The organism is Argonema antarcticum A004/B2, from assembly GCF_023333585.1.
Classification (GTDB): Bacteria; Cyanobacteriota; Cyanobacteriia; order Cyanobacteriales; family Aerosakkonemataceae; genus Argonema; species Argonema antarcticum.
The window spans coordinates 71,373-90,648 of the sequence record NZ_JAIQZN010000008.1 but is presented as its reverse complement, the minus strand read 5'-3'; the positions used below and the strand labels follow the sequence as shown (position 1 = coordinate 90,648).

Genomic DNA, 19,276 nt, shown 5'->3' with positions numbered 1-19,276 from the left:
CGTCAAGGTCTTTCGGAATTATTGTTGCTAATGTTCATAATGAATATTTTTGTAGTAAGTAGGTGGGCGTAAATAAACTGAACTAAGAGAAACCCGGTTTCGCAGGAGTTACCGGGTTTCTAGGGCCTGGCAGTTTTACGTTTAATTATGCCCACCTACTTATATGAAAATTTTAATTATGCCGTGCCCTGCATCAGCATATTTGACCCGAAAGGGCCGATCCCCTTGCTGGAAGCAGGAGTAATGCCTCTTCAAGACTGCGTGAGTAGTATGAAGTAGGATTGATATACCAAAAAGCGATCGATCATGTTTAAACAGTTTTTTAAGAACTCGAAATATCAACAAGTTGAGCAAAATTTAAAACGCCAAAATCAATCCCTAAAATTGCTAGGAGATGTCACCCTTAAAATTCGCCAATCGTTGAATCTGGAAGACATTCTCCAGACTACGGTTACCGAGGTGCGTCAACTCTTAGCGTGCGATCGGTTATTGGTCTATCGATTGTGGGGAGATGGGACTGGTAGTGCCGTGGCAGAGTCTGTCGATCCCGACTATCCAGCGGTTTTGGGACAAACGTTTCCGTCTGAGGTTTTTCCAGTCGAAATTCATCAGGAGTACTGCCACGGAAAGATTAAAGTGATTGGAGATATCAAAAAAGCTTCGATATCGAGCTGCCTAATCGAATTTCTCCAACAGTTTAAAGTCCAGGCAAAGCTGGTCGTACCAATTCTGTTCGAGTCAGAACTTTGGGGGCTATTCGTGGCTCATCAGTGTCGGGAATCGCGACAGTGGTCAACGTTTGAGATCGAACTCCTCCAACAAGTAGCTGACAACTTTAGCATTGCTGTCGCTCAAGCCGAACGGCTCGAAGCATTACGGCTGAGTGAAGAGCGATATGCCCTTGCTATGCAAGCAACCAACGATGGTCTTTGGGATTGGGATCTCAGAACCGATCGAGTGTACTTTTCGCCCCGCTGGAAAGCCCTGCTGGGGTATGAGGAGTCTGAGATTGGCTCTAGCATTGAAGAGTGGTCGAATCGGGTACATCCTCAAGCGCAAGAACAAATCAAAACTCAAATGACTGACTACCTTGCACAACAAGCGTTGCATGATGTCAGCGAATACTTTATCAGCGAGCATCAGATCCAGCACAAAGACGACACCTACGGTTGGGTGCTGGTTCGAGGACTGGCTAAGCGAGGAACCGATGGCAAGATTGAGCGCATTGTTGGTTCGTTAAGCGATATAACTAAGCGCAAGCAAGCAGAACACCAGTTACGTTTGCTCGAATCAGTCGTTGTGAATGCAAATGATGCCGTTGTGATTACTGAAGCTGAGCCGATTACCGATTCCGGCCCCCGAATTTTATATGTAAACAAAGCCTTCACCGAGATGACTGGCTACAGTCCCCAGGAGGTATTAGGCAAGACCCCGCGCATTCTCCAAGGGCTCAAAACTGACCGGGCAACCCGTGACAAGATTCGGATGGCACTGAAGGCGTGGCAACCAGTTCGAGTGGAAATTATTAACTACTGCAAGGATGGGTCTGAGTTTTGGGTTGAGCTGAATATTGCACCAGTTGCTGATGAAATGGGGTGGTATACCCATTGGATAGCGATTCAACGAGACATTACGGAGCGTAAGCAAGCCGAGGAAACTTTTGGACAGCAAGCCGAACGGGAGCAACTTGTTGCTCAAATCGCTCAACGCATTCGCCGATCGCTAAAATTGTCGGATATTCTCAGTACAACTGTGACAGAAGTACGCCAATTTCTGAAGTGCGATCGCGTGTTAATTTACCGCCTCTGGACAGATGGGACAGGAAGTGCTGTAACGGAGGCACTTACACCCAGTTGGTCACCCATTTTGGGGCGTACTTTCCCAGCTGAAGTTTTTCCCACTGAGTACCACGATCTTTACAAACAAGGACGCATTCGTGCGATCGCAAATGTGGAAACTTCGGCCATCACCCCCTGTCTCGTTGACTTTTTGCATGAGTTGCAGGTAAAGGCAAAACTTGTAGTGTCACTTATGCAAGGAGATAACCTTTGGGGTCTGCTCGTTGCCCATCATTGTTGCCAACCAAGAGCTTGGCAACCATTTGAGATTAACTTGCTCGCTTCATTATCGACCCAATTGGCGATCGCAATTCAGCAAGCCGAACTATACGATCGGCTTCAAGGAGCTAATCAAGAATTGCAACATTTAGCTAAGTTGGATAGTTTAACTGGGGTAGCGAACCGTCGTCGGTTTGATGAGTATCTCGATCGAGCCTGGGTGCAAATGGGACGGGAGAGCCAGCCATTGTCGCTAATTCTGTGCGACATTGATTATTTCAAGCTTTACAACGATACTTACGGGCACCAAGCAGGTGACCATTGCATCCAACAGGTGGCGAAAGCGATTAGCTGTGCAGCTCAACGCCCAACGGATTTAGTCGCTCGCTATGGCGGGGAAGAATTTGCTGTGATTCTTATCAGTACCACAGCAGAAGGGGCAGTTAAGGTTGCAGAGAAGATTCGCGCTGAAGTTGAGGCGCTGAAGATTGTTCATGCTACTTCTGGCGTCGGGGAATACGTTACCCTCAGTTTGGGGGTTGCGAGTACCATGCCTGCCTCGACTTCTTCGATCGCAATGTTGATTGCACTGGCTGATGAAGCAATGTATCAGGCGAAGAAGCGGGGGCGCAATCAGGTAACAGTTCACTCTTCTCCACCGAGGTGCTGAGCGGATATGAGTAAGCGTAATGTTACTGCGGACGAATGCGAAAACATTTGCCTTTAAAATAAACGAGGGCGAATTCTATAATGCCGATAACGCCAATAATCCTGCAAAATGCGATCGTGATCGAAACAGAGATTATTCGGCATCCGCCAAGATTCAAAAACATCCATACCCTTAGCATCATCCCCAGCCTTTGGTTCCCCCGTCGCCGTTGCAATAAACACAACGCTCATCGTATGCTGACGCGGGTCGCGATTCGGGTCAGAATAAACGTGGAATTGCTCAATCAACTCCACATTTAAACCCGTCTCTTCCTGGGCTTCCCGCCGCGCTGCGGTTTCGACAGTTTCCCCATAGTCAACAAAACCACCAGGAATAGCCCAACCGAGGGGTAGATTCTGGCGTTCAATTAGTACTATCGGTCGATGCGATCGATCGATCAATTCAATGATGATATCGACAGTAGGAGTAGGATTTCGGTAAGTCACGAGCCAAAAAATCTGAAGTTTACGATCGGGGTAAGGCTCAAATAAGTTTTTGAATTTTTTACCGCCAAGCCGGTATAAGTACGCGCAAGCCCCCTACCGTGATAATGTCGTAACGTCTGCTTCTTATTTTGATTATAGGTTATATATGCCGTTTCCCAGATCCAGTGGCATTTTGCTGCACCCCACCTCTTTTCCGAGTCGCTTTGGCGTAGGAGAGTTGGGCTTAGAAGCCTATCGCTTTGTAGATTTTTTAACAGAAAGCAAACAGCAATTTTGGCAGATCTTGCCTTTGGGGCCAACAGGGTATGGCAATTCCCCTTATATGTGTTTTTCAGCGATGGCTGGCAACCCGCTGCTGATTAGCCCGGAGAAACTGCGAGATGATGGGTTGTTAAATGAGGAGGATTTTGCCAATCTGCCCGAATTTCCAGCTGATAAGGTAGATTACGAGCTAGCAATCAAAACCAAAATACCTCTGCTCCAGAAAGCCTGCGAGAACTTTAAAACCAGAGCTTCAGAGTTCCTGCAAAAAGAATTTGCGGGTTTTTGTCAGAGCAAGGCTTACTGGCTGGATGACTATGCTTTATTTATGACATTTCTGGATACTCATGAAGGTGCCAGCTGGCATACTTGGTCACCGGAACTAGCCAAGCGCGAACCGGGCACTATGGATCAGTTGGGGCGCAGGCTAAACGCTGAGATTATTTTTCATAAATTCGTTCAGTTCCAGTTCTTTCGCCAGTGGTCGGAACTGAAGCGCTACGCCAATATGCGGGGTATCCAAATTATTGGCGATATTCCTATTTATGTGGCTCACAATAGTGCTGATGTTTGGGCTAATCCGCAAATCTTTTGCCTGGATGAAGAAACGGGCGAACCGGCACTGATGGCAGGCGTACCGCCAGATTATTTCAGCGAAACTGGTCAATTGTGGGGCAACCCGGTCTATAACTGGGAGGAATTGGAGAAAGATAATTTTCATTGGTGGGTGCAGCGCTTCCAGTCGATGCTGGATTATGTAGATATTATTCGTGTCGATCACTTCCGGGGATTCGAGTCTTTTTGGGCTGTTAAGCAGGGCGAAGAAACGGCTGTGAACGGTGAGTGGGTGGACGCGCCTGGAACTGCTTTGTTTGAGGTAGTGAAGGAGAAGTTGGGCAATCTACCTATTGTGGCTGAGGATTTAGGTGTAATTACGCCGGAGGTAGAGGCGCTGCGAGACAGGTTTGAGTTCCCAGGCATGAAAATTTTGCAGTTTGCTTTTGGTTCTGACCCCGGCAATCCTTATTTGCCGTTTAATTACGATCGCAACTGCCTAGCTTACACAGGCACCCACGATAACGATACAACGGTGGGGTGGTTTAATAAATTGTCGGATGAGGAAAAAAATAGCGTCCTGCGTTACTTGGGTTGTACCAGTGCTGATGGAATTCATTGGGATTTAATCCGGTTGGTTTTAAGCTCTGTGGCGAATCAGGTCATTACTCCTCTTCAAGATGTCTTGGGATTAGGTACCGAAGCTCGAATGAATACACCTGGGATTGGAGAGGGCAACTGGGAGTGGCGCTATCGATGGGATGCTTTGAGGTGGGAAGATCGTGAATTCCTCAAGACTTTGACCGAAATATATGGCCGATCTCCCATGCCTGTTTAAGATTGAGGGCCGGCTTTGAAACGCTTTGTTTCCGGCTGACCTGAAACTCCCAATGGCTCGGCTTGCTTCTCATTAAAAGTCACTAGCACTCCGCCAGCATTGCCAGCTCGGATAATCAGTTCTTCCTTTGCCTCCCAGGCGCGTTGAGTGCCTGAAGGCAGAGTTCCTTCAAACTGGGTTTTCCCGTCGGCGACAACGCGAATCCAAGACTCTTCTTTGAGGGTGACGCCCACTCGCAACGGCTTGTCGGATTTAGGGATATTGCTGCTGGAATTCGAGCTCAGGAGCGCTAAGCTGTCTGGCTTGGGTTTATTATCCGACTTGGGCGGAGGTGCGATCGCTTTTTTCGGCTCGTTTTTCTCCGTTTCCTGGTTGCTGGCTTGCATAGTGGAGTTTTTCAGTAGGTGAGATAAACTGTTCCCGGTGACGATAATCAACAATATGTAAACCAAGTAAAGGTGAATCGGTTTCAATTGAGGTGCTGTGGGCAAACCCCGCCAGGAAGCTTTAAGGAATTGAAAGCTTTGTCCTGTGGGGAAGACGCTGGCGAATTCGGCTCCGTCCAAGCCTAGCGCATCTGCGTATCGCTTGATAAAACCCTGGATGTATATGGGTTCGGGCAGTGGCTCTAGATTTCCTTCTTCGATCGCATTCAGCAGACGCGCCTGAACTTTGGTCTTAGCTGCAACTTCCTCTAGGGACAGACTCTGTTCCTCCCGCAAATGGCGCAGGTAACTTCCCATCTCTGCTAGTTTTTCGGCTCTTTGTTTTTCAAGATAAGGAAGTAGATTCTCCTTCTTATTCCTCTTCATACGTTGCGTTCCTTGACATCTGCTGGCACATCTACTGATGAGTGTTAGGGATGGGTTTAACCAAATTATCTGTTATCCAACAGCCTTGTCTGTTAAATCCTCCCGGAGGAGTTTAGCAAAATTATCTGTTATCGGCTGGCTTGTCTGTTAAATTCGATCCTGCGCCTTGTAAAAAATCAACTTCATCATCTTTGAGCGAACGGTAGTGACCTGGCAATAGTGACTCCTTGGGTGTTTGCAATTGAATAGGGCCAATCGCAGTGCGATGAATGTGAATTACTGGGTATCCCAGAGTTTCCGCCACTCGTCGAATTTGCCGGTTTCGGCCCTCTTTCAAAACTATTTCTAAGAGGGTTTTGTCACCGTTTGGCCGGGTTTTAATTATTTTGACCTGAGCGGGTAAAGTTTTTTTGCCTGCTAGAACAATTCCCTGACGCCAGATTTGCAGCACCTTTTCGGGGGGCTGACCTTGCACCCATACATGATAAGTCTTAGAAACTTTGTGGCTGGGATGAACCAGGCGGAACGTTAGGTTTCCGTCGTTCGTCAGCAATAATGCCCCGGTAGTTTCGGCATCCAAGCGACCAACGGGGTGTATTCCTGATTTGAGACGGAGTTCGGCGGGCAGCAGATCGAGAACGGTGGGGCGTCCTTGCGGGTCGCTACAGGTGGAAACAACTCCAGGGGGTTTGTGGAGCAGGAGATAAATCAGCTTGGGACGATCGGCTCCTTTGAGAGGTTTGCCATCGACTTCAATGCGATCGCTCTGGAAATCGGCTTTTTGACCCACATAAGCGGGGGTGCCATTGACGCTCACGCGCCCCGCGAGAATCAATTGTTCTGCTTGACGGCGCGAGGCAATGCCCCATTGGGATAGTATCTTTTGCAGCCTTTCTTGCATAGTAGGGACTGCGCGAACCCACTTGTTAGTCTTTTAGGTTCAAGCTTAATCTTGGTAGAACTGTTTGAGTCGATGGGGGATATTACTCCCCGCATCTCTCGGTTAGATCCGGGCGTGCGACTTTCGTTGCACCCGGCTCCCGACAATCTGATTTGCTCTTATGGATGAGGTCGTGACAGCTTTCGTGGACAACCATCAGGTTTTTATCCTTGCAATTGTGATGATTGCCGTCTTTGTGGTGCAAATGCACCCGTTCTTCTCCTATGAGAAGATGACTACAGTATCCACAGGTATGGTTCTGCTTTTTGAGCAGTTTAGAGGTTCTACCGTCGTATAACGCACTGTTGCGTTTTGCCCAGTAGAGGATATCTCCATCGAAAGGTGACTTGTCTCCTTTTACCATCACGAACCTGTTTTCGTGGTAGGGGATGGCCGGGAATGCTTTGTCTATCAGGTGATTGACGTGATAGCGGGTTAGCTTACTTTCTTTGTTGAATACTTTCCACGTTCTCTTGTTGATGTGCCATAAACGAAATCGTGAGCCGTCTAACTTACAGAACTGGTGGTAGTTTCTCCATCCTCTGACAATAGGTGCTAGCTTTTTTGCCTTTACCCTTGCCCCATAATTCGAGTTGTTGACGATTTTCTTGACTTTTTCTCGGAACTTTTGGAAGTTATCCACTGAGGGCTGACTCCGAAACTTTCCGTTTTTCTGCACCTTAAAGTGCCATCCTAGAAAGTCAAATCCATCTGTCGCTGCGGTTATTTTTGTCTTTCTTTCACTAACATTCATCCCTCTTTTTGCGAGAAACTGGCGGATTTGGTCAAGTATCTTTTGAGCGTCATCTTTAGGCTTGAGAAAGAAAACCATGTCATCGGCATATCTTACCGATGAGTGTATAGTTTCGATACCGTTTAGTGCTATGTTTGCCAGAAGTGGGCTAACTACTCCACCTTGCGGTGTCCCTTGTTCAGGGAATTCAGGGCTTACTCCTGTTTTGAGACAACGGAAGATTCCGTTTTTGATCCCCAATGGGGCGATGAGTCTGTCCATAATGGCAGTATGACTTATTCTGTCAAAGCATTTTTCGATATCCAATTCGATGACGCGCTTGGTTATTCCATTGACATTGGATTTTAGGTTGTCGAATAGGTGTTTTTGGGCGTCATGCGCCGCTCTACCCGGTCTAAATCCGTAACTCCGTTCTTGGAATGTTGCTTCGTGTGCAGGTTCTATGGCGTATTTGACTAAGCATTGCCACGCTCTGTCATACATTGTTGGCACTTTTAATAGTCGGGTTGACCCATCTTTTTTGGGTATGGGAATTTCTCTCAGCCCTTGATGCGTCCAAGTGTTAACATTCGATTTGAGTAGTACGCTCAAATCTAAGCGTTCCTGATGGGTCAGGGACGCTTTGCTGTCGATACCCGGTGTTTTCTTACCTGCATTTAGCTGTGTGACTTGACGGATTGCCAGTAGTCTTGCTGCGCGGGACTTCAGAATTAGCTTCTGTAATGACTTGGCTTTACGCAGGTCATTGGCTCGAATAGCTTTCCACAGTCGTTTTTGTAGGCGAAACAGATTCCTACGGAATTGCTTCCAAGGTAATTTGTTCCAGAATTCACTAGCGCTAAGGCCGTGCCTAATCATTCTCTACTCCAAGTTATGTGTTCTGATTGCCTTTCGGCAGTTACGCCGAATCCTACCCGAATCTAAAGGGTTACTCGCCTCGTCGCGTCTACCTTGGGTTCGACCTCCCAAAGACCTTAGATTCGTTTTTCTTCGTTCCCTCAAGTGATTGTCTTGTCCCTTTAGGTGGAACCAATTCAACCATTAGATACCCTTAGTACGGCTAGTACTACCTGTAGGTCTAGCGGGTGTTATCTCTAATGAAGTCAGGGGGGTTAATCTTTTCCGTCCTGCTTAAGTCTGGGTTGCTTTTTGAGGTTCTGTTTTCACCGTAGGGACTCCCCTAGCGCCAGTGTGGTATCGGTCAACCTCTGATTGCGCCCTATTCCCAGCTTCAGCCTCTCGAATTCCGAGTCGAGTCACTGTGGGTAGGTTGGGAGTCATGCCCGTACTTGGCAGAGAGGACTTGCACCTCTATCATCTAGAGAGTTCCACAAACCTTTAATGGTTGTGGGCTGTGTTATTTCGTGGTTTTGGCCACTGATTCGACAGCAACGAATCGCACACAGGTAAACTATGTACAAATATTACCTGAATAAAGCATTACTCTTGATTTATCTTTATGTCCCATGCTCCCTCGAAGGACGATAATTATCCAGAAAGCTTAAGCCGCCAAGCGCTTAAACAAAGTGGCATTATCACCAAGGTAGTGACTCCTGCTGTGCGACTGTGGCTGCGATCGCTCTTGGAGCAAGTGGAAGACCTCCAGATCAACATCCAGGCGGGAGATCGTCTTCTCCTCACCGGCCATATTCCCAAGGTATCCCTCTCGGCTCGCCGAGCCGTCTATCAAGGGTTGCATCTCAGACAAATTCAGTTGGTCGCAGAAACTATCAGGATTAATCTCGGCCAGGTTTTAAAAGGTAAGCCGCTGCGCTTGCTAGAACCTCTTCCGGTTACTGGGGAGCTGCTGGTGGAAGAAGTAGACCTGAATGCTTCCCTCCAAGGGACTTTGCTACCTAATGCTTTGACTGAGTTTGCGATCGCCCTGCTGAAAGCTGGTGGCTGCCAGAATCCGACCGAACTTCTTCAAAATCGGCACATTACTTGGGAGAATATGGCGATCGACTCTGGAAAAATCAAACTGACCGGAACGATCGGATCGTTTCCCCTTGTGTCTGAATCATTAGTGCCGCAGAGGGGCAGACGAGCAGAGGAGCAGAGGGGAAAAACAAACAATTCCGACACCGACGGATTTGATATCACACACTCTCGCAAACAAAATTCCTACTCTAAAATAATGATTTGCACTGGTGTAGAGCTAGCTAGCTGCCACGAACTGCGATTTATCGATCCCCAGATTGAGGTCGATCTCGATCTAAATTTTCCTTCTTTAGATACTTTCCAGCTGGACTTAGGCCCAGAAGTCGATCTTCAGGAACTAACGTTAAGTCCAAATCAACTCTTTTGTCGCGGTGGCATTTTGGTCAGAACTGATTAAGGGGCTAGGGGCTAGGGGCTAGGGGCTAGGGAAGAGGGGGAAGATTTGCCCCTCTGCCCCTCTGCCCCTAGCCCCTCTCTTCCTTAGCCTCTGTGTAACAGTGGCAGAAGCAAAGTCACAAAGTAGTAAACGAGGGGTGCGGTAAAAACGTAGCTGTCGGCGCGGTCTAAAATGCCACCGTGACCGGGGATAAGTTGCCCGGAGTCTTTGACACCAGCATCTCGCTTCATCATTGATTCGGTGAGGTCTCCCAGGAGACTGGCGATGCCAATTAGCAGACCCAAGGCAACGCCGGTGAGAGGCCAACCAGGCCAATTGAGATACCAAGCTCCGGCTACACCTACGGCTACGCTGGCACTGACGCCAAAAGCTGCTCCTTCTACTGTTTTTTTGGGGCTGATGTCGGAAAGACGAGTTTTCCCAAAAAATTTGCCAATAATGTAAGCTCCAATATCAGCTGCCCAGATGCAGACGAAAGCCAGCAAGGTGAGTGTAAGACCTTGGGGGAGAGCTTGCAGATTTGTCCAAGTTTCAGGCCAGTAGCCTCCTAAAGGTAAGTTGCTGGTTTGGGTACTTTCTAGCGATCGCAATCTTACCCAATAGCTAGGCAAATAGCCGCCATAAAACAGCCCCAAAATTGAGGTGGAAATATCGGCTATGGAGGCAAATTTCGGCTGAAACAGGAGATAGAAACAAATAAACGTCCCCGCTACTGGAAATACTGCGTCAGCTAGATCCGAGGAAACTGTAGCTACCACTAACAAGATCTGGCTAACAACTAGAGTTGTTTTCCCAGCCGGTTCAATTCCCTTGGCTCGCGCCAGCTGAAAATATTCCAACTGACCAAGATAGACAATAATGCCAAAGCAGAGGGTGAAGTACCACCCTCCCAAGAGAGTCATCCCCAAAGCAAGGATAATTGCAACAATTCCGCTAAGTATACGAGACCAAGGCATGAGGCTATTTTGGATTTTAGATTTTAGATTGAATTGAAAATCTAAGATCTAACTATATATTTGATTCAGTTTAGCTTTTCGCCGCTGAGGATAAAAACGGGGCTGACAGCTGCAAAAGTTTGATGGGTGCCTCGCGTTTCCAGGCGGTTGACGGCGGACTGTACGACTTCAATATTCCGAACTTGCAACTGGGAAAAGCTTTCGGAGATGGCGTAAAGATTCTCTAGATTGCTAGCGGTGGCGACTATTCTGCCAGAGGGTTTCAAATAGTGCCAGACTTCTTTGAGGATTTCTTTGATGGGGCGTCCCCCTTCGATGCAAACGCGATCGGGTGTCTGGGATAAATCTTTGAGACACTCCGGGGCGCTACCTTCGATGATTTCCACATTGCGGACATCAAAGCGATCGCAATTGCGGCGGATCAGACTTGCCACTTCTTCATCCCGTTCTACCGCGATTATCTTGCCTTTGGGGCAAAGCAATCCGGCTTCCACAGGGATTGTGCCTGTGCCTGCTCCAATATCCCACAACACAGTATCTGGCAACAATCGCAAATGGGAGATCAACAGCAGTCGGACTTCTCGCTTGCTGAGGGGAATACCGGGCAATCGATCGAATAGCTCGTCGGGGATGCCAGGGGTAATATAGGGCCAAAGTTGGGAAGACATAGAAATCCTTGAGAGGAGCATACTGGATATAATGCCCTATCCAAGCCCACGCTTTGTGCTGATGTTACCAGACTGGGAGTAGCACCAGGCAGGATAACTCAAGTCTATCGGTTACCCGTCGCAATCCATTGGCTGGTAAAGCTGTTGACAAAACTTCAGTTATGTTACCCAGGAGTCTTTTAGGACGTGGGGCGACGCTCTTGAGGCATCGCGTTTAAATTGGTTTTTAGTAGTAATGGCGAATACGTGCTAATTAGCTCTGATAAAGTTCGCGTAGATTGCTTCCGCTGCAATTCCGAGGGACGCTGGGTACTCTACCCCTATACCGCCGGAGAAGAAGTTCACCTGGCTAGCCTAGATTTTCGCACAGCGATCGCCGCACTGTATGAAGATGTGTCTCTAGAAAGTCAAATTTCAGCCTAAAGGTAGAAATCTTGTTATGATGGCTGGTTACAGTGGCTCAACTTAGCCCAAACACCCAGTCTTCCAAAAGCTTCATCCCAGGAGGAGATTCCATTGTCTCGTCGCTACCTGTTTAGTTCCGAATCGGTTACCGAAGGTCATCCAGATAAAATCTGCGATCAAATTTCCGACACTATTCTAGATGCACTACTCACCCAAGACCCCTATAGCCGCGTAGCCGCAGAAGTTGTCGTCAACACAGGCTTAGTGCTGATTACCGGCGAAATTACCACCAAAGCCCAAGTTAACTACGTTAATATAGCCAGGAACAAAATAGCTGAAATTGGCTACACCGACGCCGACAATGGCTTCTCGGCCAACAGTTGTGCAGTTCTGGTTGCCTTAGACGAACAATCTCCCGATATTGCCCAAGGGGTTAATGCGGCGGCTGAGACTCGCGAGATGTCCAGCGATGAGGCATTTGACGCCGTTGGGGCTGGCGATCAAGGTTTGATGTTTGGTTTCGCCTGCAACGAAACCCCAGAACTGATGCCATTGCCGATCAGTTTAGCTCACCGAATTTGCCGCAGATTGGCAGCGGTAAGAAAAACAGGGGATTTGCCTTATCTGCGCCCGGATGGCAAAAGTCAAGTTACGATCGCCTACGAAGACGGCAAACCCGTTGGCATCGATACCATCCTCATTTCCACCCAGCATAATGCCACCATTGGCGACATCACCGAAACAGCCGCTGTTCAAGCCAAAATTAAAGAAGACCTTTGGACAGCGGTGGTAGAACCAGTTTTTGCAGACATTGATGTCAAGCCTGATGCACAAACTCGCTTTCTTGTCAACCCCACCGGCAAATTTGTTATTGGTGGCCCGCAAGGAGATTCTGGCCTCACCGGACGGAAAATCATTGTGGATACCTATGGCGGCTACTCCCGTCACGGCGGCGGAGCCTTTTCCGGCAAAGACCCCACGAAAGTAGACCGTTCGGCTGCCTATGCTTGTCGTTATGCGGCTAAAAATATTGTGGCTGCGGGTCTGGCAGAAAAGTGCGAAGTTCAGCTAAGTTATGCGATCGGCGTCGCTCGACCTGTCAGCATCATGGTAGAAACCTTTGGTACTGGCAAGGTAGACGACGATCTATTGCTGGATTTAGTCAAAGAGCATTTTGAACTGCGTCCGGCAGGTATTATCGAGGCTTTTAAATTGCGTCATCTTCCAGCCGATCGCGGCGGTCGTTTCTATCAGAATGTCGCCGCTTACGGTCACATGGGACGCACAGATATAGACGTGCCTTGGGAGCAAACAGATAAGGTAGCGTTGTTAAAAGAAGCAGTAGCTGCTAAAGCTGCTCCTGCCCTCTCTTAGATATAGGCACAACTTCCTCTCTTGGCGGTGTAGGGTGGCATTGCCCACCTTACACTTTGCCACTGGTTAGTATAGGACTTATGGAAACGTGGAAACAAAAGGCGAGGCAACTTAAAAAAGAAACTTATGCTATTTATCTAGCTTGTAAAGATCCTAGAGTTCCTTGGTATGCAAGATTATTTGCCGCTGGTGTAGTTGCCTATGCCTTCAGTCCCCTGAAGGGGTGACAACTATAGCTCAAACGTAGACTGAATAAGCTTTTCGGCTCTTCGACCTCGCTGATAATAAGGTCGTTTCTTCAGCCTGATTGAGAATGGTGTAAGCATGAGTTAGGAGACTAAAACAAAATCTTGCTGGTTAATTAAGCTGGCTTGTATTCCATTGAAAGTAGCTAACAGTTCGTTGCTGCTTTTTACGGTGATGATAGTGTTGTTGCTGCTTTGCCCGATCGCCAATTGCCCAAAACTCAAACCACCACCCAAACTCATTAAATCTTGACCATCTTGGAAGTCTGTTATTATATCACTTCCTTTACCAGATGTCAAGATAAATGTATCGCGATCGCTACCACCAGTCAACAAGTCATTACCTAAATCGCCAATCAGCACATCATTACCAGCACCACCAATCAGCGTATCATTATCTTTCCCACCGACGAGGGTATCATCCCCATCTTCCCCATTCAGCTTATCATCTCCTTCATTACCAAACAGCAAATCATTACCAGCACCACCACATAATTCATCCCGTTCGCCATTAGCACCGATCGGATTCAGACTACCATTACCCCCATACATCGTATCATTTCCATCATCACCGCACAAACTATCATTACCTAACTCTCCATACAAAATATCATCGCCAGCATCCCCACACACAATGTCATCATTTTTACCACCACGCACAATATCATTACCATCTTCCCCAAAGATAGAATCATTACCAGCATTACCATTAATCACATCATCGCCGCTACCACCAAAAATTAAATCACGTCCAGAGTTATTGCTACTATCTAAATCATTATTATCGCCAAAAATGGTATCGTTACCCTTATCTCCACCCAGGGTATCATTACCTTTATCGCCATAAATCAAGTCATCATTTTGACCACCACGCACCAAATCATTATCTTGACCACCGCGAACAGTATCATTACCTTCATTACCATTTATAACGTCATCGCCTTCATTACCATTTATAACGTCATTACCTTGATTACCTGCAATCCAATCCTTCCCAATCCCACCAAAAGCAGTATCATTACCCTTATCACCAATTAAATTATCGTTACCTCCTTTCCCAAAAATAAAATCATCACCACCCAATCCATAAAGTCCATCATTCCCATTATTACCAGTAATGCTATCGTTGCTATTATTCCCAAATTGAGTTATATCAACTAGATTCAGCGCCACCGAAACACCAGGAAGATTGTTAATATCTGGACGAACAATCGACTCGCAAAAACAATCTGCATCTGGCGATACAGTAGCACCATTGACTATTAAAGCAAAAGATGTATTAGCACTAGCATTAGCTGAATCTGTCGCTTTCACAGACAGCACAATCGTCCCCACATCACTACTCGTGGGAATACCAACTAAATTGCGAGTGAAAGGATTAAAGAACAACCAATTCGGCAAAGCATTACCATTAGCGAGTGTGGTGCTATAAGTTAAAGTATCGCCAACATCGATATCCTTGAAAGTATCAGTAGCGAAAGTAAAATTGAACAAATTATTGGCGTTAGTCGTTTGAAATGGAATTGCTGCATTGACAAAAGGCGCATCATTAACCGGGTTAATTGTCAAGCTAACAGCAGCAGCATTTGGAGCATAATTTGCCCCATCAGAAGCACTCCAATTGAAACTCGTATTCCCATTCCAATCCGCCACAGCAATAAAGCGAAGATTCCCTAAATCATTCGCCAAAATCTCTTGATTAACAGTGACATTGCTACTATTCAGTTGCAATATACCGTTATTTGGAAGAGAAAGCACTTTAATCTTACTTAGACTATCACCATTCGGGTCAGTAAATTTGCTGGTAAAGTCAGCAGCAGCGAAGGCGATAGTGGTATCTTCATCACCAGTTTTGGCGATATTGCTAACCGTTGGAACAGCATCATCATTAACGATTGTACCAACCGCTTGATTATCAACTATCGTCGCATTACTGGCATTAGAAAGATTGACCAGGAAGTTTTTATTTGTTTCTACAGTTGTATTACCGTTGACAGCAACAGTGATATTTTTCTGAGTTTCTCCCGGATTGAAAGTCAGAGTTCCCGATGCACTATTGTAATCAACACCAGCAGTAGAAATTCCGTCAGAAGTCGCGTAATTAACCGTGACAGTTTGATAGCTGGGATTCAATAAAGTAACGGGGAAGATAAAATTGGTAGTACCCGATTGACCTTCATTTTGACTAACATCAGCTATGGCAATTGTCGGAATCGCATCATCATTTTGGATAGTTCCGACACCGACAGAATTAGTGCTAGTCGCGTTGATGGAATTGGAGAGATTCAGATTGAAGGTTTCGTCAGTTTCGTATTTAGTATCGCCATTAACGACAACAGAGACAGTTTTTTGCGTTTCCCCAGGATTGAAAGTGAGACTACCAGAAGCGCTGGTGTAGTCGCTATCTGCTGTAGTCGCGGTATTGTCTTGGGTGGCGTAGTTGACGGTGACAGTTTGACCCGCTGCTGTATTTAAGCTAACCGTAAAGTTTAAGTTAGTTGTACCACTATTTCCTTCTGATTGAGCGATATCGCTGATGGAAAGAGTGGGAGGTACGTCATTATCAATTATTTGCACAGTGGCAGAATTTTGAGTAGCAATCGAAATTCCAGCACTGGGATTGGCTAACGAGATAGTAAAGTTTTCTGTTCCTTCAACTAAGTTATCGTCATTGATGGGAATGGTGACGGTTTTACTCGTATCGCCACTAGCAAAGTTAATCGTTTGGGTGGTATTAGTGAAATCTGTTCCGCCTGTTGCACTTCCATTGGCGAACTTCACATCTACACTACCGGGACTATTGGTTAAACCTGTGCGATTAATCGTAACAGTTGCACCGACAACTGTACCATCTTCGTTGACTTGATAGTTAGCTTGGGAGAATTCTACTGCGGCATCATCATTAGTAATAGTTCCCGTGACAGCACTGGTAGTGACAACATTATAATTACTACCAGCAGCTAAAGTTAAATCAACTGTTTCATCTAATTCAATAGTAGAATCAGCAGTCGGGTCAATCGCAACAGTAGCAGTTGTAGAATTAGCCGCAAAAGTGACAGTACCAGTACTTCCACTAAAAGTATCTGCACCAATAACGGCGTAGTCGGTGTTGTAAGTTGCATCACCACCAACATTAAAGTTGACAGTTAAAGCAGTAGTAGTATCACCAGCACGGGTGAAAGTATAAACTAAATTGGCTGCACCATCTTCTGTTAGCGAACTTGGTGAAATGGCGAGAGTAACATCAGTATCGTTATCGACAATAGTTAGAGTTGAAGTTTTCTGCGTACCTAAAACGAAATTGGCAGAAGGATTTACTAAAGTCAGGGTAAGATTTTCATTCCCTTCGGCTAAAGCATCATCAGTGATAGGAACGACAACAGTTTTAGTTGTTTCGTTGCTAAGAAAGTTGATAGTTTGAGTAGTATTAGTAAAATCAGTTCCACCTGTAGCAGTTCCATTGGTTAACTGAACGTCAACGCTACCCGGACTGAGTGCATCACCGATGCGATTGATAGTAATTGCGACACCAACTATCGTGCCATCTTCGTTGATTTGATAGGTGGCGGCTGAGAATTCAACGCTTACTGGGTCGTTATCGGCAATGGTGAGAGTTGATGTGGGTTGGTTGTTGTTTAGCAGAACTGAGACGTTGAAGGAGTTATAGTTCGCCGCTGCGATGTCGAATTTGCCGTCGCCGTTGAAGTCTCCTACGGTGACGGAAGCCGGACCATTACCCGCAGCAAAGTTGGTAGCAGCGGCAAAACTGCCCGTCCCATCCCCTAACAGCACTGAGACCTTGCTGGAGGTAACGTTCGCCGCCGCGATATCGGATTTGCCGTCACCGTTGAAGTCTCCCACGGTGACGGAAAGGGGACTAATCCCCACGGCAAAGTTGGTAGCAGCGGCAAAACTGCCCGTCCCATCCCCTAACAGCAATGAGACGTTGCTGGTGGCACCGTTCGCCGTTGCGATGTCGGATTTCCCGTCAGAGTTGAAGTCTCCTACGGTGACGGAATAGGGAGCAGTCCCCACAGAAAAGTTGGTAGCAGCGCCAAAACTGCCCGTCCCATCCCCTAACAGCACTGAGACGTTGCTGGAGGTAACGTTCGCTGTGGCGATGTCGGATTTGCCGTCGCCGTTGAAGTCTCCCACGGTGACGGAAAGGGGACTACTCCCCACAGAAAAGTTGGTAGCAGCGCCAAAACCGCCTGTCCCATCCCCCAACAGGACTGAGACGTTTTTGGCGAAGTCGTTCGCTGTGGCGATGTCGGATTTCCCATCAGAGTTGAAGTCTCCTACGGTGACGGAACGGGAACCAAACCCCACGGCAAAGTTGGTAGCAGCGCCAAAACCGCCCGTCCCCGTCCCTAACAGCACTGAGACGTTGTTGGTGGTACGGTTCGCTGTGGCGATGTCGGATTTGCCGTCGCCGTTGAAGTCTCCTACGATGACGGAACGGGGTTCAGTCCCCACGGCAAAGTTGGTAGCAGGGGCAAAACTGCCTGTCCCATTACCCAACAGCACTGAGACGTTGCTGGTGCCAACGTTCGCTGTGGCGATGTCGGATTTCCCGTCAGAGTTGAAGTCTCCCACGGTGACGGAAAAGGGTTGAGTCCCCACAGAAAAGTTGGTAGCGGGGGTAAACTGAGCCACAGCAGTATTCCCAACACCGAGACTGTAACCAGTTCCAAGGTCGAGGTTGACTTTTACTGTTTCCCCACCTGCCTCAATTACGGCATCGTCTACGGGTTTTGCGACTAAGATGGCGCTGGTGACTCCCGCTGCGATGGTGAAGCTGGTAGCGGTAATCGCAGTAATATTAGTGCTACTGGCTAAGTCAAATGTGTAGTCGGTGGTAAGAGTGGCAACGCTGCCAGTGGTGTTGAAGTTGACGGTAATTGGGGATGGAGTAGCACCGTTAAGAGTAATATTAAATGTGCCGTTAGTCGGGCCGGATTCGCTGGGATCTGTACCCGCTGTGATATTAATTATCGGGTCGTTGTCGGTGATGGTAAGACTGGCGTTATTTGCTGCACCGACGTTATAACCTGTACCTGCTGCTAGAGTAATTCCGACTGTTTCGTTAGCGTCAACTATATTATCGTCAACGGGAGCAACATTTAGTACTGCGCTAGTAGTTCCGGCGGCAATAGTAAAACTGGTGGCGGTGACGGCGCTAATGTTGCTTCCGGCGGCGATGCTGTAGTCAGTGGTGGTGGTAGCGGTTCCGGCGAGGGCGAAGTTGACGGTTAAACCACCTGCTGGGGCTGGGCTATCTAAGGTAATGACAAATGTGCCGTTGGTGGGGCCACTTTCGGTGGGTGTAGCACCAGCGGCGATGGTGGCGGTGAGGTTATCGTTATCGACAATAGTTAGAGTTGAAGTTTTCTGCGTACCTAAAACGAAATTGGCCGAAGGATTAATTAAAGTCAGGGTAAGATTTTCATTCCCTTCCACTAAGTTATCGTCAGTGATGGGAACGACAACAGTTTTAGTTGTTTCGTTGCTAAGAAAGTTGATAGTTTGAGTGGTATTAGTAAAATCAGTTCCACCCGTAGCAGTTCCATCAGTAAACTGCACATCTACACTACCGGGACTGAGTGCATCGCCAGTGCGATTGATAGTAACTGCAACACCAACTACCGTACCATTTTCATTAACTTGATAGGTAGCCGCAGAAAACTCAACGCTTACTGGGTCATTATCAATGATGGTGAGCGTTGCAGTGGGTTGGTTGTTATTGAGCAGCACGCTGACGTTGTTGGAGCTACGGTTCGCCGCCGCGATGTCGGTTTTCCCATCGCCGTTGAAGTCTCCTACGGTGACGGAAGCGGGATAAGCCCCCACAGCAAAGTTGGTAGCAGCGCCAAAATTGCCCGTCCCTGTCCCTAATAGCACGCTGACGTCGTTGGAGT

At 47.3% G+C, this 19,276-nt stretch carries 13 protein-coding genes; 6 read left to right on the top strand and 7 right to left on the bottom strand.

The features are described from left to right. Positions 1-306 precede the first annotated feature (306 nt). Positions 307-2,727, top strand: coding sequence for a diguanylate cyclase domain-containing protein (locus LAY57_RS05505; RefSeq protein WP_249065320.1), 2,421 nt, complete (start codon positions 307-309; stop codon positions 2,725-2,727). 53 nt (positions 2,728-2,780) lie between these two features. Here the strand turns inward: LAY57_RS05505 and LAY57_RS05500 are convergent, their stop codons facing one another. Continuing rightward, on the bottom strand, positions 2,781-3,212 hold the full coding sequence (locus LAY57_RS05500) for an NUDIX domain-containing protein (RefSeq protein ID WP_249065319.1): 432 nt from the start codon (positions 3,210-3,212) through the stop codon (positions 2,781-2,783). Between the two features lie 49 nt (positions 3,213-3,261). On the opposite strand from LAY57_RS05500, the gene malQ reads away from it, so the two are divergent. Next, complete coding sequence (gene malQ, locus LAY57_RS05495) at positions 3,262-4,866, top strand: 4-alpha-glucanotransferase (protein ID WP_275993633.1); 1,605 nt, start codon at positions 3,262-3,264, stop codon at positions 4,864-4,866. Here malQ and LAY57_RS05490 read toward each other — a convergent pair. The 3 genes from LAY57_RS05490 to LAY57_RS05480 form a co-directional block, all read right to left on the bottom strand. Next, positions 4,863-5,678 carry a helix-turn-helix domain-containing protein gene (locus tag LAY57_RS05490; protein ID WP_249065317.1) on the bottom strand — a complete coding sequence of 272 codons (816 nt, stop codon included), beginning with the start codon at positions 5,676-5,678 and terminating at the stop codon, positions 4,863-4,865. The genes malQ and LAY57_RS05490 overlap by 4 nt on opposite strands. Before the next feature lie 121 nt (positions 5,679-5,799). Further along, positions 5,800-6,579, bottom strand: a complete 780-nt coding sequence (locus tag LAY57_RS05485; protein WP_249065316.1) for a pseudouridine synthase — start codon at positions 6,577-6,579, stop codon at positions 5,800-5,802. Positions 6,580-6,661: 82 nt separating this feature from the next. Then, complete coding sequence (locus tag LAY57_RS05480; RefSeq protein WP_249065315.1) at positions 6,662-8,230, bottom strand: reverse transcriptase domain-containing protein; 1,569 nt, start codon at positions 8,228-8,230, stop codon at positions 6,662-6,664. Positions 8,231-8,831: 601 nt separating this feature from the next. Between LAY57_RS05480 and LAY57_RS05475 the strand changes: the two genes are divergently transcribed. Further along, positions 8,832-9,710, top strand: coding sequence for an LmeA family phospholipid-binding protein (locus LAY57_RS05475; protein ID WP_249065314.1), 879 nt, complete (start codon positions 8,832-8,834; stop codon positions 9,708-9,710). 83 nt (positions 9,711-9,793) lie between these two features. On the opposite strand, the gene LAY57_RS05470 is transcribed toward LAY57_RS05475, so the two are convergent. Continuing rightward, entirely contained in the window at positions 9,794-10,666 is an 873-nt protein-coding gene (locus LAY57_RS05470; RefSeq protein WP_249065313.1) for a phosphatidate cytidylyltransferase, read from the bottom strand. 65 nt (positions 10,667-10,731) lie between these two features. Then, a complete protein-coding gene (gene cbiT, locus LAY57_RS05465; RefSeq protein ID WP_249065312.1) occupies positions 10,732-11,334 on the bottom strand; it encodes a precorrin-6Y C5,15-methyltransferase subunit CbiT in 603 nt (200 codons plus the stop codon). 219 nt (positions 11,335-11,553) lie between these two features. Here cbiT and LAY57_RS05460 point away from each other — a divergent pair, with 219 nt between their 5' ends. The 3 genes from LAY57_RS05460 (at position 11,554) to LAY57_RS05450 (ending at position 13,340) form a co-directional block, all read left to right on the top strand. Then, positions 11,554-11,757 carry a hypothetical protein gene (locus LAY57_RS05460; protein ID WP_249065311.1) on the top strand — a complete coding sequence of 68 codons (204 nt, stop codon included), beginning with the start codon at positions 11,554-11,556 and terminating at the stop codon, positions 11,755-11,757. Between the two features lie 93 nt (positions 11,758-11,850). After that, entirely contained in the window at positions 11,851-13,113 is a 1,263-nt protein-coding gene (gene metK, locus LAY57_RS05455) for a methionine adenosyltransferase (RefSeq protein WP_249065310.1), read from the top strand. 80 nt (positions 13,114-13,193) lie between these two features. Beyond that, complete coding sequence (locus LAY57_RS05450) at positions 13,194-13,340, top strand: YkvA family protein (RefSeq protein WP_249065309.1); 147 nt, start codon at positions 13,194-13,196, stop codon at positions 13,338-13,340. 102 nt (positions 13,341-13,442) lie between these two features. Here LAY57_RS05450 and LAY57_RS05445 read toward each other — a convergent pair. Then, positions 13,443-19,276 (bottom strand): Calx-beta domain-containing protein (locus LAY57_RS05445; protein ID WP_275993631.1); only part of this gene is annotated, 5,834 nt, incomplete at its 5' end.